The 24862-nt window shown below is 65.4% G+C and carries 23 protein-coding genes and 1 tRNA gene; 9 read left to right on the top strand and 15 right to left on the bottom strand.

What is annotated here, in order from left to right; translation table 11 throughout:
* Nucleotides 1-338 precede the first annotated feature (338 nt).
* Together DIE13_RS31085 and DIE13_RS31080 are read right to left on the bottom strand one after the other, a co-directional pair.
* Nucleotides 339-869, bottom strand: coding sequence for a cytochrome b (locus DIE13_RS31085; protein WP_124830823.1), 531 nt, complete (start codon nt 867-869; stop codon nt 339-341).
* Nucleotides 869-1957 (bottom strand): catalase family peroxidase, encoded by a 1089-nt coding sequence (locus DIE13_RS31080; protein WP_124830822.1) that lies wholly within the window; start codon nt 1955-1957, stop codon nt 869-871. Before DIE13_RS31080 ends, DIE13_RS31085 begins: the two co-directional genes overlap by 1 nt.
* Nucleotides 1958-2113: 156 nt before the next feature.
* Here DIE13_RS31080 and DIE13_RS31075 point away from each other — a divergent pair, with 156 nt between their 5' ends.
* Nucleotides 2114-2632 carry a sigma-70 family RNA polymerase sigma factor gene (locus tag DIE13_RS31075; protein WP_124830821.1) on the top strand — a complete coding sequence of 173 codons (519 nt, stop codon included), beginning with the start codon at nt 2114-2116 and terminating at the stop codon, nt 2630-2632.
* Entirely contained in the window at nt 2629-3390 is a 762-nt protein-coding gene (locus DIE13_RS31070; protein WP_124830820.1) for an anti-sigma factor, read from the top strand. The genes DIE13_RS31075 and DIE13_RS31070 overlap by 4 nt, the downstream gene beginning before the upstream one ends.
* Nucleotides 3391-4216: 826 nt before the next feature.
* Here the strand turns inward: DIE13_RS31070 and DIE13_RS31060 are convergent.
* The 3 genes from DIE13_RS31060 to DIE13_RS31050 all read right to left on the bottom strand — a co-directional run bounded on the left by DIE13_RS31060 (nt 4217) and on the right by DIE13_RS31050 (nt 5714).
* Entirely contained in the window at nt 4217-4891 is a 675-nt protein-coding gene (locus DIE13_RS31060; RefSeq protein ID WP_124830818.1) for a hypothetical protein, read from the bottom strand.
* A gap of 105 nt (nt 4892-4996) precedes the next feature.
* The gene (locus DIE13_RS31055) at nt 4997-5284 is read right to left on the bottom strand and encodes an Imm74 family immunity protein (RefSeq protein ID WP_233409933.1); all 288 of its coding nucleotides are present in this window, start codon (nt 5282-5284) and stop codon (nt 4997-4999) included.
* A complete protein-coding gene (locus tag DIE13_RS31050; RefSeq protein WP_124830817.1) occupies nt 5274-5714 on the bottom strand; it encodes a hypothetical protein in 441 nt (146 codons plus the stop codon). The genes DIE13_RS31055 and DIE13_RS31050 overlap by 11 nt, the downstream gene beginning before the upstream one ends.
* 573 nt (nt 5715-6287) lie before the next feature.
* Here DIE13_RS31050 and DIE13_RS31045 point away from each other — a divergent pair.
* Nucleotides 6288-6364 (top strand) — tRNA-Val (locus tag DIE13_RS31045).
* A 323-nt stretch (nt 6365-6687) separates the two neighbouring features.
* Nucleotides 6688-7233, top strand: coding sequence for a DUF2628 domain-containing protein (locus tag DIE13_RS31040; protein ID WP_124830816.1), 546 nt, complete (start codon nt 6688-6690; stop codon nt 7231-7233).
* A 32-nt stretch (nt 7234-7265) separates the two neighbouring features.
* On the opposite strand, the gene DIE13_RS31035 is transcribed toward DIE13_RS31040, so the two are convergent.
* Nucleotides 7266-8147, bottom strand: a complete 882-nt coding sequence (locus DIE13_RS31035) for a sigma-70 family RNA polymerase sigma factor (RefSeq protein ID WP_124830815.1) — start codon at nt 8145-8147, stop codon at nt 7266-7268.
* Nucleotides 8147-8620, bottom strand: coding sequence for a carboxymuconolactone decarboxylase family protein (locus tag DIE13_RS31030; RefSeq protein ID WP_124830814.1), 474 nt, complete (start codon nt 8618-8620; stop codon nt 8147-8149). Before DIE13_RS31030 ends, DIE13_RS31035 begins: the two co-directional genes overlap by 1 nt.
* A gap of 56 nt (nt 8621-8676) precedes the next feature.
* Here DIE13_RS31030 and DIE13_RS33075 point away from each other — a divergent pair, with 56 nt between their 5' ends.
* The 5 genes from DIE13_RS33075 to DIE13_RS31005 all read left to right on the top strand — a co-directional run bounded on the left by DIE13_RS33075 (nt 8677) and on the right by DIE13_RS31005 (nt 12250).
* Entirely contained in the window at nt 8677-8823 is a 147-nt protein-coding gene (locus DIE13_RS33075; protein ID WP_175752579.1) for a hypothetical protein, read from the top strand.
* Nucleotides 8824-9211: 388 nt separating this feature from the next.
* A complete protein-coding gene (egtB, locus tag DIE13_RS31020; RefSeq protein ID WP_124830813.1) occupies nt 9212-10444 on the top strand; it encodes an ergothioneine biosynthesis protein EgtB in 1233 nt (410 codons plus the stop codon).
* Nucleotides 10428-11441, top strand: coding sequence for an L-histidine N(alpha)-methyltransferase (gene egtD / locus DIE13_RS31015; RefSeq protein ID WP_124830812.1), 1014 nt, complete (start codon nt 10428-10430; stop codon nt 11439-11441). Before egtB ends, egtD begins: the two co-directional genes overlap by 17 nt.
* 235 nt (nt 11442-11676) lie before the next feature.
* Complete coding sequence (locus tag DIE13_RS31010) at nt 11677-11955, top strand: hypothetical protein (RefSeq protein ID WP_124830811.1); 279 nt, start codon at nt 11677-11679, stop codon at nt 11953-11955.
* Nucleotides 11956-11992: 37 nt separating this feature from the next.
* A complete protein-coding gene (locus tag DIE13_RS31005) occupies nt 11993-12250 on the top strand; it encodes a hypothetical protein (RefSeq protein WP_124830810.1) in 258 nt (85 codons plus the stop codon).
* Between the two features lie 358 nt (nt 12251-12608).
* On the opposite strand, the gene DIE13_RS31000 is transcribed toward DIE13_RS31005, so the two are convergent.
* The 8 genes from DIE13_RS31000 to DIE13_RS30965 all read right to left on the bottom strand — a co-directional run bounded on the left by DIE13_RS31000 (nt 12609) and on the right by DIE13_RS30965 (nt 24378).
* Nucleotides 12609-15644 carry a type III restriction-modification system endonuclease gene (locus tag DIE13_RS31000; RefSeq protein WP_124830809.1) on the bottom strand — a complete coding sequence of 1012 codons (3036 nt, stop codon included), beginning with the start codon at nt 15642-15644 and terminating at the stop codon, nt 12609-12611.
* Nucleotides 15644-17662, bottom strand: coding sequence for a site-specific DNA-methyltransferase (locus DIE13_RS30995; protein WP_124830808.1), 2019 nt, complete (start codon nt 17660-17662; stop codon nt 15644-15646). Before DIE13_RS30995 ends, DIE13_RS31000 begins: the two co-directional genes overlap by 1 nt.
* 337 nt (nt 17663-17999) lie before the next feature.
* The gene (locus DIE13_RS30990) at nt 18000-19130 is read right to left on the bottom strand and encodes a porin (RefSeq protein WP_124830807.1); all 1131 of its coding nucleotides are present in this window, start codon (nt 19128-19130) and stop codon (nt 18000-18002) included.
* Between the two features lie 281 nt (nt 19131-19411).
* Complete coding sequence (locus DIE13_RS30985) at nt 19412-20089, bottom strand: response regulator (RefSeq protein WP_124830806.1); 678 nt, start codon at nt 20087-20089, stop codon at nt 19412-19414.
* A 15-nt stretch (nt 20090-20104) separates the two neighbouring features.
* Nucleotides 20105-21472: a sensor histidine kinase gene (locus tag DIE13_RS30980; protein ID WP_124830805.1), complete on the bottom strand. Its 1368-nt coding sequence runs from the start codon at nt 21470-21472 to the stop codon at nt 20105-20107.
* 74 nt (nt 21473-21546) lie between these two features.
* The gene (locus tag DIE13_RS30975; protein WP_175752587.1) at nt 21547-22395 is read right to left on the bottom strand and encodes an ABC transporter permease; all 849 of its coding nucleotides are present in this window, start codon (nt 22393-22395) and stop codon (nt 21547-21549) included.
* A gap of 59 nt (nt 22396-22454) precedes the next feature.
* The gene (locus DIE13_RS30970) at nt 22455-23252 is read right to left on the bottom strand and encodes an ABC transporter ATP-binding protein (RefSeq protein ID WP_096506768.1); all 798 of its coding nucleotides are present in this window, start codon (nt 23250-23252) and stop codon (nt 22455-22457) included.
* Nucleotides 23253-23373: 121 nt separating this feature from the next.
* Nucleotides 23374-24378, bottom strand: coding sequence for an ABC transporter substrate-binding protein (locus DIE13_RS30965; RefSeq protein ID WP_124830803.1), 1005 nt, complete (start codon nt 24376-24378; stop codon nt 23374-23376).
* Nucleotides 24379-24862 lie beyond the last annotated feature (484 nt).

Genomic DNA, 24862 nt, shown 5'->3' with positions numbered 1-24862 from the left:
GCAGAGAAGCGAGATTATGAACCGCTTTTTCCAGATCGTCAACAACTTTTTTAACTGCTTCGTCGCGACGGCTGGGGTTCAACTCCGTGTGCGCCAAGGCTTTGCAACAACCTCGACCGCACCGCTTCCCTTCTTCTCCGCGCCGTGTTTCCGTTAGCGCGAAAGAGGCGTGATTCTATGCACCCGCCCCCATCTCCGCAAGCCCTTTGTGAAAATATTTTGAAAAAGAGTGCGGGGCGGTTCGTTGAGCCGCCCCGGTAATCATGGAATTGATGCGGCAGAAGCACCCTCGGTAGTTTGTGAGCAGCCCTGCCGTATCCTGCGCAACCTTCCATCGCTCACCGCCCGACCATCGCTCTCGCCACCCCATCCCGCCGGATCAAGCCGTGATACAGCGCAGCGGCAAAGTGCGCGAGGAACGTCACGAAGAACAGATAGGCCAGCACCCGATGCGCGACCCGGAGCCAGGCAAACGCCGCCGGATCAGCCGAAACCAGCGCCGGCAACTGCACGCCGCCACCCAGGGTCACCGGATACCCGCCAGCCGACAGCATCGCCCACCCGATCAGCGGCATCGCGAGCATCAGCGCATACAGCACGAGATGCGACCCATGCGCGGCGGCCTTCTGCCACCCAGGCAGATCCGCGGGCAACGCCGGCGGCTTCGACACGAACCGCACCACGATCCGCACACACACCAGCACCAGCACGGCGATCCCCAGCGGCTTATGTAAAGCCACCAGGAAATCGTGTCGCTCGGAGACCGACGCCACCATCCCCACACCGATGAACAGCATCGCGACGATCATCGCGGCCATCACCCAATGCAACAGCCTCGCCGGCAAGCTAAAGGTCGTAGAAGCGCTCATCACCGTCCCTCCGCACTCAATCGCGCCGCGCCGGCCACACCGGCCTCTTCACTCGTCCTGCGCAGATACGAATCCGCATACGCCGCCGACCGCGCCGCCAACAACGGATCCCCCGACACCCGAATTCCCTGCGGCAGCACCGTCGGGTCGTAATTCACGTCGCGGCATGGACCGCTGTCCTGCGGCTCCACGCGATCGAGCACGAGCGTCCCCGCATCGATCGTTGTCCGCTGCGGGGGCCACGTCTTCGTCGCGTCGTCCACCGGGTCGCCAGGCTCGGCAAGCGTGACGAGCAGTTTCCACTTCTGCGCACCGTCCCCAATGCGCCGCGTCAGGTCCTCCTGCAACACATTCGGATCGGCGGCCGTCGCGACGTCGCCCGCGCCGGCCGTCTGCTCCGGCACGACCCGCCACCTCACCGCCTGGAGCTTGCCCGCCGCGTCGACGAAATAAAACGCGTTCAGCCCGTAATAGCTTTCGGTGACGTAGCTCGCGCTCGGCTTCGCACCCTTCACCCATTTGAGGAATGCGGCCGTCTCCGGATGCGCGCCGAAAAATGCCTTCACCTTCGCCGGATCGGGCTTGCCCGTCGCCTGATCCGGCCGGGTCGCGAGCAGTTGCGCGTAGAACGCCTTCGGCGTCGCAACCGGAAACACCGGCATCGCGTTCATCCCGGTCCGCCATTGCTGGCCATCGGGCGCGGTGAGCTTCAGTGCCAGGCTGCGGATCGGCACGCTGCTGTCGGGCGCATATGGATTGCCGCCCGGCAGTGCGAACCGGCCGACCACCGGCGTACGCACAGCCTTGAAAAACGGCGCGACCGAATACGCGCTCGCGGCGTCGTTGCCTTCAAAGTAACCGGTCACGCATACGCCCTTCGCGTGATTGCGCCGAAAGCCCGGATGCACGCCGCCGGCCGTCTGCAGCGCGTCGACAAGCCGGTGCGGGGTCAGACGCGCTGGCGCGAGCCAGCCGCCGACGTACCCGAACGCAACGGCCACGCCGGCCACCGCGCCGCCGATCACGGCCCAGCGCCACCACTCGCGGCCGGGCTCGCGCGGCGGCGAAGAAGAGGAAGATTGCTTCATGGATGCACTCCCGATCGTCAGATCATTGTCGAACGGGCGTAGGACGCCACCCGCGCCGCTTTATTCCATGAAGAATTTTTTCGTATGCTGATGGAATAAACGGCGCCGACCGGCGTCCTACGCGGCATCTCCACGCCTTTCGGCTACGGCCCGGCCATGCCCTCAAACGCCCTCGACGACGACGCATTGCGCGAACTCATCCCCAGGCTGCGACGCTTCGCGCTCTGGCTGGCGCGCGACGTCCATGCGGCCGACGATCTCGTCCAGTCGACGCTCGAGCGCGCGCTGTCGCGCTGGGCGAGCCGCCGCGACGACGCGTCGCTGCGCAGCTGGCTCTTCACGATCCTGTACCGGCAGTTTCTCGACGGCAAACGCAGTGCGAAACGCTACGCGTGGCTGCTCGGCCGCATCCGCACCGACGACGAGCCGCACTGGCCGTCCGCCGAACGCGAGATGGCCGCGCGTGCGACGCTCGAAGCGTTCGGCCGTCTGTCTGACGAGCAGCGCAGCCTGCTGCTGCTCGTCGCGGTCGAGGGCTTCACGTATCAGGAAGTCGCCGACCTGCTCGACGTGCCGATCGGCACGGTGATGTCGCGACTCTCCCGCGCGCGCCAGGCGCTGCGCCAGCTCAGCGACGGCGAGCTTCCCGCACCTTCCCTTCGATTGATGAAATGAACGACCTCCGCCCAGACGAACACGATCTCCAGGCCTATGTCGATGGCCAGCTCGGCGACGATGCGCGCGCCGCGGTCGAGCGATATCTCGCGCTGCATCCGGAGAGCGCGGAACAGGTGAAGCAATGGCAGCAGGATGCGCAGCGATTGCGCGCCGCGCTGGAGAGCGTGCGGATGCCCGGCGCAAATCCTGCGCTCGATCCGGTCTCGATCCGGGCGCGGCGTGCGGAGCGCGCGCGGATGCGTTTCGCGATGGCGGCTTCGTTCGTTCTCTGCATCGGGCTGGGGACTTTCGGCGGGTGGCAGGCACGCGGGTGGAACGCGGCGCCGCCCATCGCGCCAATGAGCGATGCGGTCGAGGCTTACCGGATGATGGTGGTCGATCAGACGGCAAAGGTCGATTACCGGCCGACGGGTGCGGGGGATTTGCAGGGGTGGCTCACCAGGCGCGTGGGGGCGTCGGCGAGGTTGCCGGATTTGAGCACGGCTGGGTTCAGGCCAGTCGGCGGACGGTTGTTTACGACGGACAGCGGAGCCACGGCTGCGATGGTGCTCTATGAGGACGATGCAGGGCGGACGCTGAGCTTCTATCTGCGGCCAGCGGAATCGAAACATCGGTTGCTGCCGGCCGGGCAACGCGTGGATGGCGCGTTGCTGGCGCGGTATGGGTCCGTGCGCGGGCTGAACTTCGCGGTGGTCGGGCCGGCGGATAGTCTTGGGGAGACGGCGGTTGTGCGGGCGCTTGATGCGCAGACGTAAGTGATACGATGCGCGGCCTCGCCGAACGGCCGCCTGGATGTGCCGTTGTACGGGCGGCCGGTCATCGGCGTGCCCCGCTCGTCATTCGAGCACACAGCGTTTGAAGTCGATTCGGGGTCGCTTGTCCACATAGGCAGGCCGACCGATGTTTTGAACGAGCACCGTCGCCCTCACCTTCGCTCATCACAGAGTTTCGAGTGAATTTGGCTGCGGGATATCCACATTTCGAACGTTACTGCGATCGATTGCCCGCCCGTTGATCGCCTCACCGCGTCAAGACGCTCAAAGCCCCGCCATATGGGCTTCGCGGCGCGATGAATTCATCCGCCCACGAAGCACTCACGCATTTGTTGCACAGTATTTTGATTGATTCCGGTGCGGGATTATCAACAAGCTTTTCAACATGACACGTTGCGCGAATAACTGAACGTGCCACGTCTGCACGTATCGTGAAACGCGCAACGCACGCGGACCGCGAGTGTGCCACGGCGTTTTCGATCGGGTTTGCCGAGGTTGTCCACATTCATTGCGGTGCGTTCGCGATCTGCCAGCCCGGCTTGCGCGTCAGCGCTTCGGTGGCTTGGTGCGCCCTGCTACCAGCAAATGCCCGTGCTGCTCGCAGAAACACTCGTCATGCCAGCCGTAATGCGGATCCGCACATACCGAGTGCCACACATGCGCAGCCAACGTGGGTCCGTGCAAATGAAGATCGTCACGTAGTGCTGCGAATACACTCCCTTTCGTCGGCCAGTCCGCGCGAACGATAGCGCTGAGGTGGACACACAACGGCGCGGGCTGCATGAAGGTCATGATCGCTTTCGCCGGTTCACGCCGGCACGTTGTCGTTCGTCACGCCGCTTCGCTTCAATACGTCTAGAAGACACACAGGACATACCCGCTCGCCGGCATCCCACAGCTTCACGAACGTGGCCCGGTCGTCGATCCGGAACGTCGGTTCGACGAGGTCGATTTCAGGCCCGAACACCTTTCGCAGAAACACTTCGTCGAACCAGTGCTTCGGTTCATGCTTCATGCTTCCGTCAATCACCTGTACGACGCGACAATCGCGAACGACATCCATCGACAGGATCGCCGCCTCGATATCAGGCGACGTGCGCGTCGGCAGAATCAGCCCGTGACGCTCGCATCGCGCATGATTGGATGGCCACTTCGCATTTGCCGCGACAACGGACGCGTCAAACGCCCGCTCCTTCGTCGTCGGTCGATACGGCGCCTCGCCAGAGCGCACGAGCAGTTCGTCGAGGCATACCGAACACACGTACGCCCGCAAACGCTCCAGCGCCGCAATCTTCGGAAAGGCTTTCACATGCGCAACGTTGTCGACGAAGACGAATTCGGCCGCGTGTTCGTCGAGCTCGGCACGCAGCATCCACATCTCCCGGCTATATTTCGGCCGATCGAGCGAGACCTTCACGAGTTCGCCAGAATCGAACTGTCCTCGCGACAGGATGCATGCGGCAACACCTGTCGACGTCATCATCGCGCGATCGTATCCGTGACGGCGGCAAACTGTCGGTCCCATCGGTTGCTCCCATTGCGAGTACGGATCGCATCGCCCTGTCGGTTTCTATTCATCGTTGCCGCATCAGGATTCAAAATCGACCGTTGATCCCTTGGCCGAAAAATGCGCGGTAATCGCCGAGATCACGGCTTGCCGTGTGGCGACATCGACCTTCTCGCCGTCTCGTATCGCCCCCAGGTACTGCATCGAATCGACGTAGACGACGAAGGCATGGCTGTCCTTGATGACCGGCAACAGCGCTTCGCCAGGCACCCGGACGATTCGCGCGCCGTCGGACAGCACGATCTCACCGCGCGAGATCATCAGGACCTGATACGTCAGCCGCTTTGCCTCGGATGATTCAGTCGTCACGGAATCGCACCTCGAAACTCAAGGTACCTTGCACAGGATCGTAACGAAACACCGCGGCTCCCCATGAGCACGGTTCGAGTCGTACCTCTGTGGGATGTCCACTCACAGCCGTCAAGCCGGACGACTTCGCGATCGACCGGACGATCTTCGACTCCGTGATGCTCGCAACGAGGAAGCGAACAGGATCGAACAGGATCGCGACGCTCGTCAGCCTCCCTTGAGCCATGTCGACCAGGCATTCGCCTGTGTGACCGCCGAAGGCTATCTGCTGCGAGACGCGATAACGCGTCGTGCCGTTCTTCGATATCTGCACGGGCGAACACAGGCGCAGGACATCCTCACTCAATCGCCCGTCGTTGCCGACCTCGATACGCGTGCGGTCAGCGCAAATCGCGCCGCTTTCCCAGTCAACCCGGATCGCCAATGTCATGTCGGCTGCTTGTCGAATCTGAACCCCGGCGATTCTACAGACCAAGCCGTTCACTGATCGGCCGCAGGCCTCACAGCCTGCCGATCCGGTTGTCCGTCTGTCGCACGCAGTGCATATTTCGCCGGGGTCACAGTCGGCGGACTGTGCTTATCCAAAGGTGTTAACAGAGTTCGTATATATACGTAGTGATAGTTAACAAGCGCGCCGCCTCACAGTGGATAACCTCCGTAACTCCCTGAATTTTCAGCGCGAAGCGGAATGCATAACCACAGGCAATGCACACGAAAAGCGCTGTGAAGCACAGAACAACTTTTCGCCGATCTGCAGCCGCGCCGACATATCCTCAATCGTTCCACTGTGAATTCAGAGGCTTCCCGGACGGTTATCCAGAGGCGAATGTGGATAACCGCACAGCGCACCGACACGTTTTGCTGTGACGCGAAGAGATGAAGTCAACGTCCCTGGCAGCGCCACGCAACATCGATCGCCAGCCCCCGCGCGCACTCGATTCAAAAAATTTTCACGAAGGGGGTTGTGCTCCTCAAAAACCCTCTCTATAATTCGCGGCTTCTTAGGCTCGTAGCTCAGTTGGTTAGAGCACCACCTTGACATGGTGGGGGTCGTTGGTTCGAATCCAATCGAGCCTACCAACGAACAAAATGAAGGGGTCCGGCAGCGTGAATTGCCTACAGGCAATCCGGCTCGCCAAACATACAAACGCCACGCGGCAACATCGCGTGGCGTTTTTCTTTTTGCGGCCGAAACAACGCATGCAGCCCCGATGCGTTGCACGTTCCCCGAACGGCATCGCACTTCATCCGATCATCTCGCGCGCACTTCGACGGCCACCGCACGCCGGGTAGAATCGTCTGCGAATCGTCCACGAGAACAAGCGGCACACGCTGCGCACGTCGCGAATTCAATCCGTCAAAACGACAACGCGCGAACGGCGCGACCGGGAGAGCGCACGACCATGTCCGAGGTTACGACCATCGCATCGTCCGCGAGCAACGACGAAATCGCCGCGTACGTCGGCAAGAAGGCCGACTGGTTCGAGAAGAAATGGGCGATCGCCGTGTCGCGCAAGAACCGGATGGCCTGGAACTGGGCGGCCTGTTTTCTCGGCCCGGTATGGATGGCGTATCGATGCATGTACTGGCAGGCGGCGGCCGTGCTCGGCGCGTCGCTCGGGGTCACGCTGATCCAGTTGCTGTATTTTCCGCAGTCTCTTCAGTCGAGCGCGCTCGATCCGTTCACGATCGCGATCGCGGTGACGATCGGCTGGTTCGGAAACGGCCTCTACAGGGCGCACGTCGAGCGCCGGATCGAAAAGCTGCGCCCGAATGCGACGACCCGCGAATCGTTTCTCGCACTGCTCGAAGCGCAGGGCGGCACGAACTGGCTCGCGGCACTCGGCTTCGCGATCGCGACGCCCGTGCTCGGCATACGCAATGCTCGTGATTCGCAACATCGTGGTCGCGATGGGGTAACGAAGCCGCGGAAAGGAGGGCAGCGATGATGCCGTTTCGGGCATTCGCCGCACCGCAGCCCTCAGTGCAGGTGTTTCAACTTGTCAGGATTGCGTACGACATAGATTGCAACGATCTTCCCGTCGCCGATCTCGAGCGCCGTGGTCTGCAGTTCGCCGTCGGCTTCCAGCGTGACGAACCCGGGCAACCCGTTGATGAACCCGGCCCGCACGAGCTTCGATGTGTGCGCGGCGAACAGCTTGGCCAGGTATTCGTGCACCTTCATCACGCCCTCGTAGCCGAACACCGGCGCGCCGGCGGCCGTCCGCTTGCCGCCCCCGTCCGCATGCAGGCTGACGTCCTCGGCGAGCATCGCGCCGAGCGCGCGCATGTCGCCACTGCGCGACGCTGCGAAGAACGCCTCGGCCAGTTCGATCCCGCGCTGCTTCTCGACATGAAACCGCGGCCGTGCCTCGCGGACATGCGTGCGCGCCCGCGCGGCGAGCTGCCGGCACGCGGCCGGATCACGCTGGATCGTCGTTGCGATCTCGTCGAACTCGAGGCCGAACACGTCGTGCAGCAGGAACGCCGCGCGTTCGAGCGGCGACAGCCGTTCGAGCGCGAGCATCAGCGGCAGCGTGACGTCCTCCTGTTCATCTTCCTCGACGACCGGCTCGGGCAGCCACGGGCCGATATACGTCTCGCGCTGGTGTCGCGCGGACTTCAGCTGGTCGAGACACATGCGCATCACCATGCGGCGCAGGAACGCCTCGGGCACGCGCACCTCGGTGCGATCTACGTCCATCCAGCGGACGAACGCATCCTGCACCATGTCCTCGGCATCCGCGACGGAACCGAGCATCCGGTACGCGACGCGGATCAGCGTGCGGCGCAGCGGGTCGAAGCTCGCCGCTGCGTCGGCCCGGTCTTCGGCACTGCCTGCAGCCGGATCGAGGATCGTCATCAGGCCACCACCTTGGCGGCGGCCTTCGCCTCGGCCGGATCGATCCACAGCCCGAAGCCGACGGCGAGCCGGTTCCAGCCGTTGATCACATTGATCATCACCGTGAGTTTCACCTGTTCCTCCTGGCTGAAGTGGTCGTTCAGCGCGGCATACGCGGCTTCGCGCGCGCCATGGCCTTCCGACAGCCGCGTGAGCGCATCGGTCCAGCCGAGCGCCGCGCGTTCGCGGTCGGTGTAGCAGGGCGCTTCGCGCCACGCGGCCAGCAGGTTGATGCGCTGCTCGGTCTCGCCTTGCTCGCGTGCCTCGACGGTGTGCATGTTAAGGCAGTTCGCGCACGCGTTGATTTGCGATGCTCGGATCTTGACCAGCTCGATCAGCGTCGGCTCGAGGCTCCCGGCAGCGGCGACCGATACGGTCATCCAGTTCTTCATGAGCGCGGGCGCGGCGGCAAACGGATTGAGTTTCGCAGTCATGGTTCCTTCTCCTTTCGTGTGGGTTCCGGTGATATGACGAGCGAGCACCCGCGCGCGTGACATCGACGCAAAAAATTTTCAAAGCCAGGAGAAAAGCCTGGCACCGGGCGAAGGGCAGCGCTGTCGAGCAGCGCGTGGACGACCGCGATCGCTATGCGTGGATCGCGGTCGATATCGGCGGCACGACCGCGTTCTTCGGGTGAAGCCGCCTCGCGCAGCTTTCACGGGCGCTGCGCGAATGTCATCTGCCGTCAGCAGCGCAACGGGCAGACATGCGTGTTGCGACCCTCTGTGCAGCCCCGCCGTACATGAGGCTCCGTCGGTGTGTCACACCGATGCGCCGCGCGGCGGATACTTTCATTTTTCTTTCTGTTTTGTTTCGCCCGAAATCCGATTCGCGACGTTCACATTTCTGGACCATACTGTTCTGCACGGGCAGACGAAGTGACGCCGCACCAGCGGCCCGGCGCGCGCGCCGGTTGCCCGACGACGCAGCACCGAAGGTCGCACGTCAGCCGCGCGCATCCGAGCGCAAGGCTTTCCTTTTTCCGGCAACGCAACGCAGCGAATCGCGACGTGAACGGTAAACCGATGAGCCTCCTTGCATCCCAGCTTCAGCGCCGTTACCAGGACGTGCGCGCCCATAGCGTCGCATTGACCGCGACGCTGTCCGCCGAAGACCAGGCCGTGCAGTCGATGCCGGACGCGAGTCCGGCGAAATGGCATCTCGCGCATACGACCTGGTTCTTCGAAACCGTCGTGCTGATGCGCCGCATGCACGGCTACGCGCCGTTCGACGACGCGTTCCAGTTCCTCTTCAATTCCTATTACGAAGTGCTCGGCCCGCGCCATCCGCGGCCGCAGCGCGGGCTGCTCACGCGTCCGTCGCTGGATGAAGTGCATGCTTACCGGCAGCACGTCGACGAAGCGATGCTGCACGCGCTCGCGAGCGCCGACCCGACGTTGCTCGAAGCGATCGCGTCCGAGATCGAGCTCGGCCTGCATCACGAGCAGCAACACCAGGAACTGCTCGTCACGGACATGCTGCACGCGTTCTCGTGCAATCCGCTGAAACCGGCATTCCGGCCGCGCAACGGCGCCGATACGCAAGCCGCGCTGGCTGCGAGAGACGCCGGCCCGTTGCGCTGGCTGCATCAGCCCGGCGGACTCGTCGAGATCGGGCACGACGGCGACGCGTTCTCGTTCGACAACGAACGGCCGCGCCACACGGCGCTCGTGCGCCCTTGCGAGATCGCGAACCGTCTCGTGACGAATGCGGAATTCGCCGCCTTCATCGCGGACGGCGGCTATGCGCGACCCGAATACTGGCTGTCCGAGGGCTGGGCGACGGTGCAGCGGGAAGGGTGGCAAGGACCCGCGTACTGGATCCCGCACGACGACGGTATCGGTGCCGGCACCGCGCGCGCATGGCGCACGTTCGGCCTGCACGGCGTGGAGTCGTTCGCGCCCGACGCGCCGGTGTGCCACGTGAGCTTCTACGAAGCGGCCGCGTACGCGGAATGGGCGGGTGCACGCCTGCCGACCGAATTCGAATGGGAGGCCGCATTCGGGGCGGACGGCATTCGGCAGATGCTCGGGCACGTATGGCAGTGGACCCGCTCGTCCTATGAGCCGTATCCGGGCTTTCGGCCATTCGCGGGTGTTGCGGCCGAATACAACGGCAAGTTCATGGTCGGCCAGCAGGTCCTGCGCGGCAGCAGCATCGCGACGCCGCCGGGGCACGAACGGCCGACGTACCGCAATTTCTTTCCGCCGGCCGCGCGCTGGCAATTCACGGGAGTGCGACTTGCGCGAGACGTCTGACCTCAGGGCCGCGAGAGGTGGCCTGCAACCCGCCCGCGATTCGCGGCCCAGCGCGTTCGAGCGCGACCTGATCGACGGACTGTCGCGTACGCCGCGCAGCATTTCGCCGAAATACTTCTACGATGCGGCGGGCTCCGAGCTGTTCGATCGCATCTGCGAACTGCCCGAGTACTATCCGACGCGCACCGAGCTCGGCATCCTGCGCGATCGCGCGGCCGAGATCGTGCAGCGCGTCGGCCCGCATGCGGACATCGTCGAATTCGGCGCGGGTTCGCTCGAGAAGATCCGCGTGCTGCTCGACGCGTGCGCGGACAACTACGCGAACGCGCCGGCGCGCTACGTGCCGATCGACATCTCGGCCGACTATCTGCACGGTGCGGCCGCGCGGCTGCGTACCGCGTATCCGTGGCTCGACGTCGCGCCGATCGCGGCCGACTACACGAAGGCCGAGCAACTGGTCGAGCTGACCGCGACGCCGCGGCGGCGCATCGGCTTCTTCCCGGGCTCGACGATCGGCAACTTCTCGCCGGAGGAAGCCGACGCGTTCTTGCGCGATGCGGCGCGCCTGTTGCGCGGCGGCGGACTGCTCGTCGGCGCGGATCTCGTGAAGGACGAGCGCACGCTGCATCACGCGTACAACGACGCGCAAGGCGTGACCGCGCAGTTCAACCTGAACCTGCTCGCCCGCGCGAATGCTGAGCTCGGCGCGGACTTCGATCTCGACGCGTTCTCGCATTGCGCGTTCTACGACGCCGCGCGGCAACGCATCGAGATGCATCTGGTCAGCGACGTCGCGCAGACCGTGCATGTGCGCGGTCACGCATTCCGCTTCGAGGCCGGCGAGCGCATCCACACGGAGAACTCGCACAAGTTCACGATCGACGGCTTCCATGCAATCGCGCGCCGCGCGGGTTTCGAGCCCGATACCGTGTGGACCGACGCGGACAGCCTGTTCAGCGTGCACTGGCTGCGCAGCGTCGACGATATTCGCGCGTAGCGCGCCGCCGGCGAATCGCATGCCGGCAAAAAATTCCGCCTTTACCGCTTCGCCGATTCGATGCGCCGTTGCAACGGCGTGTCGAATCGGTCCTCGCCCTTGTCCGGTAAGGCTCTGCGCCCCTCCGTAAACGTCCGTTACCGGTCTCGCAGACCGGTTTCACCTGTGTCAGCGCCCGATGCCTAGACTCCGAACCGTATTCACATGAAGCACGACACGTGCAGGGAGTCGCGAGATGAACAAGAAATTCCTTCTCGGTGCAGTTCTCGGTGTAGCGGCGCTGGCAGCTTCGGGCGTCGCATCGGCCCACGTCGACCTGTCTGTCGGGATCGGCGTGCCGGGCGTCTACGCGGCACCGGCCCCCGTCTATGTGGCGCCGCCTCCGCCGGTGATGGTCGCGCCGGTCGGCTATCGCTATGATGACTGGCGCGCGCGTCAGTGGCGCGAACACGAGTGGCGTCGCCATGAATGGCGCGAGCACGAGTGGCGCGGACACGGCGACCGCTGGAACTGATCGACTCGCATGAACACGACAACAGGAGAGTGAATCCATGAAGCCCATTCGACACATCAGGCTGTGCACGGCCGCCGCCGTCGTTGCCCTGGCAACGATCGGCAGCGCGCATGCGGCGGGCTGCATGAAAGGCGCGGTAGTAGGCGGCGTCGCCGGCCACTACGCGGGACACCATGCGGTAGTAGGCGCGGTCGGCGGCTGTATCGTCGGCCACCACATGGCGAAGAAGCACGAGCAGGAGCTGGCAGCGCAGCGCAAGGCAGCGGCGGCACACGACATGCAGCCGGCGCAGTAGTGCGTTCATCGACGGAGCGGCGCCAGGGCGCCGCTCCGCCTTTCATCATCCTGATTTCATGACGGCCGGCTGCGCAGTTCGCGCATGCAGCCGAACCCGGGCGAATCGATCTGACGAACGCGCGCCACGCGCAACATTACGATCATTTACAACGCCGCGCATGCGGGAAAAGGGCGTGTCGTGGGGTGTCGCGCCCGAACATCGCTTCGTCGCGGATTTGCAACCAGCCGTAACCGCACGCACGAACGCGCGAGGATACGAATCGCCTTCAGGCGAATGACAGGTGGATTCGCCTCCGTAGAGACAGGCATCGCGCCTGCACCATGAAAAAAGGGCGGCTCATCGGCCGCCCTTCGTTTCAGCGCCGCGCGTTCGCACAGGGCGCAACGGACGCGACAGGCTCGAACAACGCATCGGCCTGCCGGATGCGCATGAATCGCGCGGCGTCCCCGCCGTCCACCAGCGCGCGGAAATGCGCTTCGCCGCACGCGAGCTTCGCACGTTCGTGCTCGCTCGACACATCGCCATCCGCATTCGGCGTATCGACGACGAAGTACAGCCGCTCGCCGCCATCCTGCTCCGCGAGCACGGCCCAGTCCGGGTGATAGCTGCCGAGCGGCGTCGGCACGCGGAACCACGCGGGCAGCTTCGCGTACAGCTTCACGCCGTCGTGCGCTTCCAGCGCGTCGGCGAACGCGCGTTCCGCATCGGTGTCGCACACGACTGCCTCGTGGATCGCCTTCCGTGCATCGGGCCGCAGGTTGCGCAGGTAGCCGGTCAGCGCCTCGCTCTCGAACGACTCGAGCGCATGCACGTGGCGCTCGCCGAGCTTGCGATACGCGATGCCCGCCACCAGCGCGAGCCGCTTGCAGCGGTTGATCGCATCGGCCGCGAGTGCGATGAACTGCTGCGGATTCACGCGGAAATCGTCGAGCCGGCCGCTGTCGGCCAGGATCGTCGCGAGCGAACGGCGCGTGAGTTGCGTGCGGTCCTGCAGCTCGGTGAGCAGATCGGGCAGCGGCAGCTCGCCTTCGTCGATCAGCACGGTGCCCGCGCCGCCCACTTCGATCGCCTCGATGCCGGCCTTGCCGATGTCGATCTCGGCCTTGCGCCATTGCAACCGTGCGCGTGCGATGTCCGGCGCGTTGCGCAGCGCGGCCGTGCAGTCGCGCACGAGCTTCGCGTTGTCGAATTCGACGCTGTACACGGTGCGATGGCGGATACGGTCCCACAGCGCGCGGAAGTCGTCGCCGAACACGACGGCCTTGCCGGACGCGTCGCGCCGCAATGCGATCGCGCGGCGCTCGTCCGCATTGCGCACGGCGAAGCGGCCCGACAGCTTGCGCAGCGTCGCGACGATCGGCGCGCGCAGCGTCTCGAACGCGTCGGGCAGCACGAGCGCGCTCTGGCGCAGCGCATCCTTGAGCCGGTCGAGCACCTTGCCTTGCGCGTCGACGTAGCCCTGCTCGTGCAGATGCGTCCACAGCACGCGCGACAGCTCGATGCCGAGCGCATGCGCGGGGCCATCGCCTTCCTGCACCGGCAGCGCCGCGAACTGGTGCTCCTCGACGATCCCGAAACGGATGCCGGTGTCGGCCTCGATTTCCTTCTGCAGGTTCTCGGCGAACGACTCGTAGCGCTCGGTCGCGATCACGGTGAGCGTGTTCACGCCCGGGTCGCGCACGCGCTCGCCATCCTGGTCGACGGCGAGGCGCAGCCCGCGGCCGAGCGTCTGGCGGCGCTCGCGTTCGGTCTGGATGTCGCGCAGCGTGCAGATCTGGAACACGTTCGGGTTGTCCCAGCCTTCCTTCAGCGCCGAGTGCGAGAAGATGAACTTCAGCGGCGTGTCGAACGACAGCAGCGCTTCCTTCTCGCGCATGATGAGGCCGTATGCGCGCTCTGCGTTCTCGCGGGCCGCGGCGCTGCTCTCGCTCGTGTCGGTCCAGCCGCCCTTGCGGTCGATCGAGAAGTAACCGTTGTGTGCGCGCTCGACTTCGAGCGCGACGTCGACGCCGTCGAACAGCGCACGGTAGGCCGGCACGCGCGCCGCGCGGGCATATTCCTCTTCGAAGATCAGCGCGTAGTCGCCCTTCACGGGCACGCCGTTCTCGTCGTAGCGGCGATAGCGTTCGACCGAATCGACGAAGAACAGCGACAGCACCTTCACGCCGCGCTCCGCCAGGCGCAATTCCTTGTCGAGATGCTCGCGGATCGTGCGGCGGATCATCTCGCGCTGCACGGCGAGCGTGTCGATATCGCCGAACGCTTCGCCGAGCGACAGGAATGCCTCGCCTTCGGGATGGCGCAGCTCGACGTATTCGGCGCCCTTCACCGCGTGGACTTCGCCGATCCGCATCCCGGCGTACAACGCGCGTTTGGTCAGGCGCTCGAGATCGTCGCCGTCGGTGGCCGACACGATCTGGCGCTTCACGCCGGCCGCCGTCGCGACGTCGAGCTCGATGCGCGCGCTGATCGCGCCGCGCCGGTTCGACACGCCGGCGAGCCGCACATACGGCTTGTTGTGCGCATCCTCGACGATCGCCGACGCGATCTCGATCTGCTTGACGAGCTTGCGCTCGTACGCGTCGACCGCATCGAGCCGGTACACCATGTGGTGCCGGTCGACGTGCGTGGCCGAATAGCGCAGCGTGCAGAGCGGCGCCATCGCGGCGAGCGCTTCGCGCCCGCGCCCCTCGAGACCGCCGTCGACGCTTTGCGGCTCGTCGACGATCACGATCGGCCGCGTCGCGCGGATGAGGTCGATCGGCTTCTCGCCGCCGGTTTTCTCGCTGTCCTTGTAGAGATTGTTGATCTCCTTCTTGTTGATCGCGGCAACCGTCATCACCATGATCTGGATCGCCGCGCTCGCCGCGAAATGGCGTACCTGGCCGAGCTTCGCGGAGTCGTACAGGAAGTAGTCGTACGGCACGCCCGCGTACAGCGCGCGGAAATGGTCCTCGGTGATCGACAGCGTCTTGTGCACGCCTTCCTTGATCGCGATCGACGGCACGACGATCACGAACTTCGTGAAGCCGTAGCGGCGGTTCAGCTCGAAGATCGTGCGCAGGTACACGTAGGTCTTGCCGGTGCCGGTCTCCATCTCGACGGTGAAATCGCGCGAGCCGGGCAGGCCGGACGGCGGCAGGCCGCCGCGCAGCTGCACGTCGGCCAGATTGCGCGCGAGCGCGTCGTCGGTCAGCGACAGCCGGTTGCCGACGCCTTGCTCCGACACCGCGAAGCCGAGCGAGCCTTGCGCGGCGGCCGTCGTGCCGGGCGCGGCGTTCGCGAGCACGCTGAAGTCGCCGCGATACGATTCCTGACCGCGAAACAGGTCGCAGACGGCGTCGATCGCCTCGCGCTGATAGTCGAGATCCGCTTCGAAATGCAGCCGCATCACAGGCTCCGCACGCGCTTCACGCCGTGCTGTTCGAGCAGCGCGGCGAGATTGAGCTTCGCGACGTCGTCGACGAAGCCGCTGTCGCGGAACAGGCAGGTGACGTCGCGCGTCGCGCCGGTCGCGTCGAGCAAGTCGACGATACCGTCGGCGAGCGGGCCCGCGTCGTCGCGCGCGATGCGCGCATCGAAGCACGCGACGATCGAGCGGCCGATCAGGTGCACGGTCTTGCCGGCGACCCGGTGATGCTCGACCGGCGTGCACAGGTCGAGCCCGAGCTTCAGCGTCAGTTCGGCGAGCAGGTCGTCCTCGGTGCGGCCGGTCTTCACGTGCTCGACGGACGCGAAGAGCGCATGGTCGAAGTCGTCGCGGCGCGGATCCCACTCGATCACGTTGGTCGTGTCGAGCCTGTACACGCGGAAGCCGAGGTCGCCATAGCTTTCCGGATAGTCGCGCGCAACCTGCTGCGCGGCGCGGCGCAGGCGCTCTTTCGTGACTTCGGCGAGCGTCAGCGGCTTTTTCAGCTTCGCGCAGAAATCGGCGGCGGCCAGCTGCGTCTTGTCGCGGCGATCGAGCGCCTCGGGCAGCTGCACGAGGATGTAGCGGCGCGCGCCGCCGTCGGTCGCGTTCACCTGCATCACCGCATGGCCGGTCGAACCGGAGCCGGCGAAGCAGTCGAGCACGATGTCGTCGCCGCGTGTGCACCAGCCGATCACGGCCGCGGCGAAATCGACGGGCTTCGGCAGGTCGAACGGGATGCCGAGCGTCTTGAGCAGCGCGTCGTCGGAGCCGGCGAACGGCAGCACCGACGGCACGTTCTCGTACATGTTCTCGTCGAGGTAGTAGATCCGCTGCGGCTGCGTGGTTTCATCCGGGCCGAATTCGATCTGGCCGCGCTCGATCAACGCCTGCATCGTCGCGGGCGGATTGCGCCAGCCGCGCGCCGGCATCGCGCATGGCTTGCCGGTGACCGGGTGGATCAGCGGCGTGAAATACTCTTCCGGCGCCTTCTTCTTGTTCGGCCACGCCATCGATACGAGGCGGTATACGCGGCCTTCTTCCGACAGCCGGTCGTACATCACCTCGCCGCCTGACAGGTTGGTCTGCGCCTTCATCCACGCGCGGTACGCCTTCTGCGCGTCCTTCGCGTTGCCGCTGCGGTACATCGCGTCGTGCGCGGCGTCGAGCATGCGCTGCGCGTTGCGCTTCGGGCGCTTGAGCGGCGCCTGTTCGAGCAGCGTCTCGGCGTTGCGCGCGAACAGCACCAGCGATTCGTGCTGGTACGCGACGCCGCGCGCGTCGCCCTTCGGGTTGCGCTTGTCCCACACGGCGACGCCGAGCTCGTTCTCCTCGCCGAAGATCTCGCGCAGCATCAGCACGAGCGCATGCACTTCGTGCTCGTCGATGTGCACGGCGATCAGCCCTTCGTCGGACAGCAGCGCGTGCGCGAGCTTCAGGCGCGGATACATCATGTTCAGCCAGTCGGTGTGGAACCGGCCGTTCGCCTCGGTATTGGTGCTGCGCTTCACGCCGGCGTCGGTCTGGCCCGTCATCGCCAGGTAGTGGCGGATGCTGTCGCTGAAGTCGTCCGGATAGACGAAATCGCTGCCGGTGTTGTACGGCGGGTCGATGTAGACGAGCTTCACCTTGCCCGCGTAGCTCTTGTGCAGCAGCTTCATCACGTCGAGGTTGTCGCCCTCGATCACGAGATGGCGCGTGTCGTCCCAGGCGACGCTGTCGTCGGGGCACGGGCGCAGCGTGCCTGTCGACGGCGTGAGCGCGGCCTGGCGGGCGCTGCGCTTGCCGTGCCAGTGGAAGCCGTAGCGCTCGTCGGCGTCGCCGACGGTGCGCTCGCCGACCAGCGCCTTCAGCACGTCGACGTCGACCGACGCGCCGTTCGGGCCTTCGGTCACGAGTTCGGGGAACAGCGCCTTCAGGCGCGCGACGTTGTCGGCGGTGAAATCCGTCGACATCGCCTGCGGGCTCGCCGCATCGAGTTTCTGCATCGTTTTTTCCATCGGAACCCGGCCGCGTGCGCCAGGACGTCGGGCGCACTCACGGCTCCGGCGGCAATGGCCACCCGGGCAAACCCGAAACGCTAGCGAGTCGGTCGGCGCAGGTCAAGCACCGATGCAAGGCGAGCGTGCGCACATCGGCCGCGATCGCCCGCCAGACGGGCCGCAAGCGGCTTCGGGCCGGTTGTCGCAGGGCCGGCCGGCAGGCGTTTCCCGGGGCACCGGCGCCCGCCGAAAACGACGAAAAAAAGGGCACGGTCAGCGCAATGCGGCGGCGTGCCCGCATGGAGAAGTCCCGAACGAAGAAAACGGCGGGGCGCGGCGCGCCCCGGCCGCCGAATCAGAAACGCGTACGGACGCCCGTCGTCAGCTCGAGCTGGTTTTTCGCACCGAACGTCGACGACACCGTGTAACCACCGTGCAGCTTCATGTAGTCGCCGGCGAGGTAAAGCTCGGTGCGTTTGCTCAGGTGGTAGAACACCGACCCGTAGAGCGTTTCCTTGAAGCCGTTGCCGACACCGCTGGTCAGGCTGAACGCGCCGAGGTTCGCGTTCGGGATGAAGCCGTCCGAGGTGTACGCGGCGTTCTTGACCCGCATCTGCTGATAGCCGAGCTCGTAGTCGAGCACGCCCTTCGGCTGGATCTTCATCGACACCGTCCATGCGTCGTCGTGACGCTGGCCGAGCGAGCCCTGGTCGCCGTTGTAGCGGAAGTAGCCGGCGTTCAGGCGCACGATGCCGAACGTATAGTTGCCGCCGACCGAGAACGTCTGGTTGGTGTAGCCGCCGTTGTTCACGTGGTTGTAGAAGCCGGACACGTTGAACGGCCCGCCGTTGTAGCCGAGCGCGAGCTGGTATGCGGAGCCGGTCGCGAACGCTGTCGAGTTGCTGAACTGGTAGCCGGCGCTCGCGAAGATGCCGTTGCTGAACAGCTTCTTCCACGCGAGGCCGTTGTTGTAGCGCGTGCCGGTCGGGCTGGCCGCGTAGAAGATCATCTGCTTGAAGTTGTTCGAGTTGGTCCAGCCTCCTTCTTCGGTCGACAGCTTCGCGGAGCCGTATGCGTCGCCGTAGATCGCCGACGCGTCGCGCGCGATCGTGTTCTGGAACCCGGCCGTCAGCTTGCCGAAGCGCTCGTCCTCGATGCCGACCCATGCGTCGCGATCGAAGATCTGGCCGTTGTCTTCCATCTGGCCGTTCGCGACCACGTATTCGCTTTCGAGGCGGAAGATGACCTTCGTGCCGCCGCCGATGTCCTCGGCGCCTTTCAGGCCCCAGCGGCTGCCGCTGAACCACGGCTCGCCTTCGTTGCCCATCCCGATCACGTGATTGCCGTTCGCATCGGCGTGGGTCCGGTAGGTCGGAAAGCTGAGGTCCATCAGGCCGTAGAGCTGCACGCTCGACTGCGCCTGCGCCTGGGTGCCGGCACAGAGGCCCGCCGCCGCGATGGAAAGGGCAAGGGTTTTTCGTTTCAAGATCGTCTCCTCCTGGCTGCCGCATTGAAATGTTCATTGGCACTACGTAATGTATGCCGGCTGTTGCCGGCCACAGCGAGAGGGCCGACGCGTAGCATGGTAGGGGGTGCAATCCTTCATGCCGCTTTCCCGGCCGCAAGAATCGGATTGGTGAAAACACCGAACGCGCGACGATCACGAACCGGGCGGACGAACGGCCGCTAACCCGGCGGACGGCCGTCGGGGTTTCAGAGAAAGTTCGTCATGCGAAGGGATTGACGAAGGCGGGGAGTGCGACCGCGTCAGTCCTGCACGCTCTTCGCGCGCAGGATATAGCCCAGCCCGCGCAGCGTGATGATCTCGGCCGTGCTGCCGGCCAGATGCTTGCGCAACCGGTGGATATAGATGTCGATCGCGTCGGCGCTCGGCTCGTCGTCGAGCGCGAATACGCTGTCCATCAGCCGCGCCTTCGACACGGTCCTGTTCTGCTGCAGCATCAGCGTCTCGAGGATCGCATGCTCGCGGCGGCGCAGCGCGAGTACCGCGTCGCCGCAGCGGAATTCGCGCGTGCCGAACGCGTAGACGAGATCGCCGCATACAAGCCGGGTCGTGCCGACGCCGGCCTGCCGGCGGATCAGCGCGCGGATCCGCGCAACCAGTTCGCGCGATTCGAACGGCTTGACCACGTAGTCGTCGGCGCCCGCGCCGAAGCAGTCGACCTTGTCGTCGACCGAGCCGTGCGCGGTCAGCATCAGCACCGGCACGTTGTCGTTGCGGCGCCGCAGCCGCGCGAGCACTTCCTTGCCGCTGATGCCGGGCAGTCGCATATCGAGCAGCACCGCGTCGTAGCGTTCGGTCTTCAGCACCGTGTCCGCGCGCTCGCCGTCGCCGACGCAGTCGACTGCGAAATCCTCGCCGCGCAGCAGGTTCACGATCCAGTGCGCGAGTTCGGCGTTGTCTTCGACCAATAGAAGTTTCATGACGGCATCACGTTCTCAATCATAAGCGGGCAGCCGTACGGTCACGACGACGCCGCGATTGCCCGGCCCCGGCGCGAGCGACGCGCTGCCGCCGTGCGCCTGCGCAATCTCGCGCACGATCGCAAGGCCCAGGCCTGAGCCTTCGGTGTCGGCCGACACGCGGTAGAACCGCTTGAACACGTGCGGCCGGGCTTCGGCCGGAATGCCCGGGCCGTTGTCGATCACGTCTAGCACGATCGCATCGCCGTGGCGTTGCGCGGCGACCGTCACGCAGCCGCCCGACGGCGTGTAACGCACCGCATTGTCTACGAGGTTCATCACCAGCGCGGTCAGCAGGCTGTCGCTGCCCGCGACGTCGAGCCGTTCGCCGAGATCGGCGCCGAGATCGATGTCGCGCCGCTGCGCGAGCACGATCGTCTCCTCCAGCACGCTCGACACCACGGCCGCGAGATCGACGCGATGCGTGAGCAGCGTCGACGGCGTCGCTTCCGCATGCGCGAGGAGCAGCAGCTTGTCGGTCACGTCGGCCATCTTGCGGCTGCTGCGCTGCATGCTGTCGAGCACCGACGCGAGCGCCGGATCGTCGCGCCCGCGCTGCTGCGCGTACTGGATCTGCGTGTCGAGCACCGCGATCGGCGTGCGCAGCTGGTGCGCGGCGTCCGCGATGAAGCGGCGTTGCGTGGCCGTGTGCGTATTCAGCCGCGCGATGCACTGGTTGATCGCATCGACGATCGGCCGCAACTCGTGCTGCAGCCGCTCGGGGCGGATCGGCTCGAGCTCCATCGGTCCGCGATCGGCGACGTCGTCCTTCAGCTTCATCAGCGGCCGCAGTTCGAGCGTGAGGCCCAGATAGACCAGCACCACCGCGAGCACCAGCATCAGCGACAGGCGCATGAGCTGCGGGCGCCAGATCGTCGCCACCATCGCATCGTGCGAACGCGTCGTCTTCGCGACCACCACCGTCACCGTCTCGATCTGCCCTTCGTCGTACAGCTGGCGATCGTACGCTGCGGCGTGCAGCGGCACACCGTCGAGCGACGTGTCGTACAGCGTCGGCTCGACGCCGTGCTGCCCGGACACCTCGAGCGCCGGGTTACCCGCGAGCAGGCGTCCGTGGCTGTCGATCACCTTGTAGAACACCGAATCGCGCGACGGCGATTCGAAGATCTCGAGCGCGGCCGGCGGCACGTCGGCGACGGGCAGCCCGTTGCGCCATTCGACGTCCTCGCCGATGGTGCGCGCGGATGCGACGAGCGCGCTGTCCTGCACGAGCCCGGCCGTGCGCCGCGCGGTGTCGTACGACATCGCGCCCGCGATCAGCACGAAAGCCGCGAGCGGCAGCAGCAGCCACCACAGAAGCCGCCCGCGCAGGCTGTGCGCCATGCCTTCTCCTCAATGCCGAACCGCGCCGGGGGCGGCCGGCGCGGTTCGGGCGTGTCATGTGATGCGGGCGGTGCTCAGAACGCGGCGGGACGCCACTTCAGCAAGCGCTTCTCGACCCAGGTCAGCAGGTAGTCGGCGGCCAGCGCGACCACGGCCAGCACGATCATCGCCGCGAACACGCCGCTCGCGTTGAACGCGCCCTGGGCGGTGGAGATTAGCAGGCCGATGCCCTGCTTGGAACCCAGAAATTCGCCGACCACCGCACCGACCAGCGCGAAGCCGAAGCTCACATGCAGACTCGCGAGAATCCAGCTCAGCGCGGACGGGATCACGACGGCCGTGGTGATCTGCCGGCGCGACGCGCCGAGGATCTGCGCGTTCGCGATCAGGTAGCGGTCGGCTTCGCGCACGCCCTGGAACGCGTTGCCGAACACGACGAAGAACACCATCACGACGGCCAGCGCGATCTTCGACGCCATCCCGAGGCCGAGCGCGATCACGAAGATCGAGCCGAGCACGACGCGCGGAATCGAGTTCGCGATCTGGATGTACAGGCCGAACACGTCGGCCATCAGCTTGTTGCGGCCGAGCACGATCCCGCAGATCACGCCGGCGACCGAGCCGATCAGGAAGCCGATCGCGGTTTCCTCGAGCGTGACCCACACCTGCGTGAGCAGCGGGCCCTGCGACGTGCCGTTCACGAACCAGTCCTGGATCTGCTCGAAAATCAGCGACGGCATCGAGAAGAAGAACGGATCGATCCACTTCAGCCGTGCGGCGAGTTCCCACCCGCCCAGCACGACGACGAGCACGGCGATCCGCAGCCCGACGATCAGGTTGCGCCGGCGGCGCAGCCGGCGTTGCGCGGCGCGCTCGTCGTCCTCGAGCGTGGTCGCCGGAAGGGCGGTGGTGGGAAGCGTCATGTCGGTCATGCTCCTGTCCTTGCTGTTTGTTGCCATGGCCTGCCGTGCGGCTCGTGCGGTCAGCCGATCTGCACTTCTTCGCGCAGGTCGTGCCAGATGTCCTTGGAAATTTCGATGAAGCGCGGGTCGTAGCGCACTTCCGACATGACGCGCGGGCGCGGCAGGTCGATCTCGTACACGCGCTTGAGCGTCGCGGGGCGCGCGGTCAGGACGAACACGCGGTCGGCGAGCGCGATCGCCTCCTCGAGATCGTGCGTGACGAACACGACCGAACCCTTGTTGGCGGACCACAGCTGCAGCAGTTCGTCCTGCATCAGCGTGCGCGTCTGCATGTCGAGCGCGGAGAACGGCTCGTCCATCAGCAGGATTTCCGGCTGGTTGATGAAGGTCTGCGCGAGCGCGACGCGCTTGCGCATCCCGCCGGAGAGCTGGTGCGGGTAGTGCTTGGTGAACTTGTCGAGGCCGACCTTGCGGATCCATTCCTCGGCCTGCGCATACGCGACGTCCTTCGAGCGGCCGCGAAACAGGGGGCCGGCCGCGACGTTGTCGATCACGTTGCGCCACGGGAACACGGCGTCGGCCTGGAACACGAAGCCGATGCGCGGGTCGATCCCGTCGACCGGGCGGCCCATCACGCGCACTTCGCCGGACACCGGCTTGAGCAGCCCGGTGATCAGGTTCAGCGTGGTCGACTTGCCGCAGCCGGTCGGCCCGACGATCGCGATGAACTCGCCGCGCGCGACGCTCATGCTGAAGTCGCGCAGCGCGACGGTGGCCTTGCCTTCCGGCGAAATGAAGCGGCACGACACGTTGCGAAACTCGATCGCCGGTGTGCTCGGGGAGACTGCCTGGTTCATCGCATTCGTCCTGCGGGTGAAGAGGGCGCCGCATCGTGGCGACGCCGGGCCGGTCAGCCGGGCCGGAACGGGGCACGCACGGCGGCGGGATCGCCGCCGCCGGCGCCGGTACCGATGTGGGTTACTTCGCGTTCACGAAGTCGTTCGTATAGGTGCGCGCCAGGTCGATGTGCTTGCCTTTCACGGACGGGTTGAACGCCGACAGCACCTTGAGCACGGTCGCCGGGCCGTCGGCCGGCATCTTCGCGTCGGCTGTATACATCGGCAGCGACGCCTTCAGCGCGGCCACGTACAGCGCCTTGTCCTTCTGGTAGTCGGCCGGCATCCTGGCGGCGATTTCCTCGGCGCTGTGCGTGTGGATGAACTGCATGGTCTTTGCGAAGGCATGCGCGAGCTTGGTCGCCTGCGCCTTGTGCGAATCGGCCCAGGCCGACTGCACGTACAGGCTCGCGGCCGGATAGGTGCCGCCGAGCGCGGCGCGCGTGCCGTCGACGGTGCGCATGTCGACCAGCACCTTGGCGTCGCCCATCTTCTCGAGCGCGGACACCGTCGGCTCGGTCGTCATCCCGGCGTCGATGCGACCCTGTTTGATCGCGGCGATGAAGCTCGCGTCGGCGCCGACCGGCAGCATCGTGTACTGCGTCGACGGCACGCCGTGCTGCAGCGCGAGGTACTGCGTGAGGAAGCTCGTCGACGAGCCGAGGCCCGTCACGCCGAGCGTCTTGCCCTTCGCATCGCCCATCGACCTGAAGGTCGGCGCCGCCTTGGTCGACACCATCTCGACTTCGCCCGGCACCTGGCCGAACACGGCGATCGCCTTCACGTCCTTGCCCTTGCTCTGCAGGTCGATCGTGTGGTCGTAGAAGCCGACGACGGCCTGCACGGCGCCCGCCAGCAGCTCGTTCTCGGCGTCGACGCCGGCCGGCTGCGACAGCAGTTCGACGTCGAGCCCTTCGTCCTTGAAGTAGCCGAGCTCCTGCGTGAGCCGCGCGGGCAGGTAGATCAGCTTCGCGATCCCGCCGACCATGATCGTGATCTTGCCGCCGTCGTCGGCGAAAGCGGGGTGAGCGGCGAGCGCGCAGCTCAGGCTGGCTGCCACGGCGAGGGTGCGCAGGATGGGTCGCATCGGGTCGTCTCCTTCGTTGTAATCGTATGGCGCGATGCTTGCTGCATCGTCCTGACGAGTATAGGGACACGAAACCTTCTGCAACCTTTCGCGGGGGGGCGGATCAGTTAGGGGTTTTCCACGAATCCGACGCGAATGCCCGAAGAGCGCCCCCCAGCCGGATTGCGCCGCAGGTTTGAATGGCAACAGGCCTATCTATGCTGATTTCTCAGCATTACGCTTTGGCAAGCACGAAGAGAATTATTCATTGAGCTGAGCCCGGGCCGACTACGGAAGTACAGCTCCACGGCAAAAGCCGTGGCCGACGAGGACTCATCGCGTTGGCAACTTGCCGCCTTTGGTTCCTCGTGATCTGTTCGATTCGCCTTCTGCCTTGATATTTCACTTCGATGATCCAATGAGTCTAATCTTACTGTGTCAATAAATTCATGCCATTATAGGAACTTCTTCATCCTTGGCGTAAGGAATGATGGATTGGGAGACG

The sequence above is a fragment of the Burkholderia sp. Bp9016 genome, assembly GCF_003857765.1.
Taxonomy (GTDB): domain Bacteria; phylum Pseudomonadota; class Gammaproteobacteria; order Burkholderiales; family Burkholderiaceae; genus Burkholderia.
Note: the sequence above shows the minus strand (reverse complement) of the source record. Positions and strands in the feature narration are given on the sequence as shown.

Excerpts from the sequence above, each read along its gene's own strand:
- DIE13_RS31085 (WP_124830823.1), bottom strand. The coding sequence starts at position 869 with ATGAGCGCTTCTACGACCTTTAGCTTGCCGGCGAGGCTGTTGCATTGG.
- DIE13_RS31080 (WP_124830822.1), bottom strand. The coding sequence starts at position 1,957 with ATGAAGCAATCTTCCTCTTCTTCGCCGCCGCGCGAGCCCGGCCGCGAG.
- DIE13_RS31075 (WP_124830821.1), top strand. The coding sequence starts at position 2,114 with ATGCCCTCAAACGCCCTCGACGACGACGCATTGCGCGAACTCATCCCC.
- DIE13_RS31070 (WP_124830820.1), top strand. The coding sequence starts at position 2,629 with ATGAACGACCTCCGCCCAGACGAACACGATCTCCAGGCCTATGTCGAT.
- DIE13_RS31060 (WP_124830818.1), bottom strand. The coding sequence starts at position 4,891 with ATGATGACGTCGACAGGTGTTGCCGCATGCATCCTGTCGCGAGGACAG.
- DIE13_RS31050 (WP_124830817.1), bottom strand. The coding sequence starts at position 5,714 with ATGACATTGGCGATCCGGGTTGACTGGGAAAGCGGCGCGATTTGCGCT.
- DIE13_RS31040 (WP_124830816.1), top strand. The coding sequence starts at position 6,688 with ATGTCCGAGGTTACGACCATCGCATCGTCCGCGAGCAACGACGAAATC.
- DIE13_RS31035 (WP_124830815.1), bottom strand. The coding sequence starts at position 8,147 with ATGACGATCCTCGATCCGGCTGCAGGCAGTGCCGAAGACCGGGCCGAC.
- DIE13_RS31030 (WP_124830814.1), bottom strand. The coding sequence starts at position 8,620 with ATGACTGCGAAACTCAATCCGTTTGCCGCCGCGCCCGCGCTCATGAAG.
- egtB (WP_124830813.1), top strand. The coding sequence starts at position 9,212 with ATGAGCCTCCTTGCATCCCAGCTTCAGCGCCGTTACCAGGACGTGCGC.
- DIE13_RS31010 (WP_124830811.1), top strand. The coding sequence starts at position 11,677 with ATGAACAAGAAATTCCTTCTCGGTGCAGTTCTCGGTGTAGCGGCGCTG.
- DIE13_RS31005 (WP_124830810.1), top strand. The coding sequence starts at position 11,993 with ATGAAGCCCATTCGACACATCAGGCTGTGCACGGCCGCCGCCGTCGTT.
- DIE13_RS31000 (WP_124830809.1), bottom strand. The coding sequence starts at position 15,644 with ATGCGGCTGCATTTCGAAGCGGATCTCGACTATCAGCGCGAGGCGATC.
- DIE13_RS30995 (WP_124830808.1), bottom strand. The coding sequence starts at position 17,662 with ATGGAAAAAACGATGCAGAAACTCGATGCGGCGAGCCCGCAGGCGATG.
- DIE13_RS30985 (WP_124830806.1), bottom strand. The coding sequence starts at position 20,089 with ATGAAACTTCTATTGGTCGAAGACAACGCCGAACTCGCGCACTGGATC.
- DIE13_RS30980 (WP_124830805.1), bottom strand. The coding sequence starts at position 21,472 with ATGGCGCACAGCCTGCGCGGGCGGCTTCTGTGGTGGCTGCTGCTGCCG.
- DIE13_RS30975 (WP_175752587.1), bottom strand. The coding sequence starts at position 22,395 with ATGACGCTTCCCACCACCGCCCTTCCGGCGACCACGCTCGAGGACGAC.
- DIE13_RS30970 (WP_096506768.1), bottom strand. The coding sequence starts at position 23,252 with ATGAACCAGGCAGTCTCCCCGAGCACACCGGCGATCGAGTTTCGCAAC.
- DIE13_RS30965 (WP_124830803.1), bottom strand. The coding sequence starts at position 24,378 with ATGCGACCCATCCTGCGCACCCTCGCCGTGGCAGCCAGCCTGAGCTGC.